The organism is Pelomicrobium sp. G1, assembly GCF_051905455.1.
Taxonomy (GTDB): domain Bacteria; phylum Pseudomonadota; class Gammaproteobacteria; order Burkholderiales; family UBA6910; genus Pelomicrobium.
Map to the genome: position 1 here is coordinate 1 of NZ_JBQACR010000190.1, position 348 is coordinate 348.

Here is a 348-nt window from a genome sequence, read left to right on the forward strand (position 1 = left end):
TCTATTCCATCGCTATCGAGAACGGGTTCCGCTTTGGCTACACTGCCAGCGAGCCCCTCGCCAACGGCGCCTCCCTCCCGGCTACCGAGGACATCAATCGACGTGCGCATGAGCTGGGATTTGAAACTACTATCAATACTGAGGTACTGGCAGATGTCTCGGGCTATTTCGACTGGCTGTGCGAGCGCGAAGGGAAGCCACGCGGTCAGGTGGCGCAATACGATCCCTCACTCTACGAGCACCAGGTTCCCGGAGGGATGATCTCCAATCTTAAGAGCCAGCTTCAGATGATGCGCATGGAGCATCGGCTGCCGGAGATCCTGAAAGAGGCTGCCCAGGTGCGCAAGG

General features: G+C 58.3%; 1 pseudogene. It reads left to right on the top strand.

The window, feature by feature from the left end:
- Positions 1–348 (top strand): annotated as a pseudogene (locus ACTFO6_RS18120) (carboxyltransferase); the annotation flags it as partial.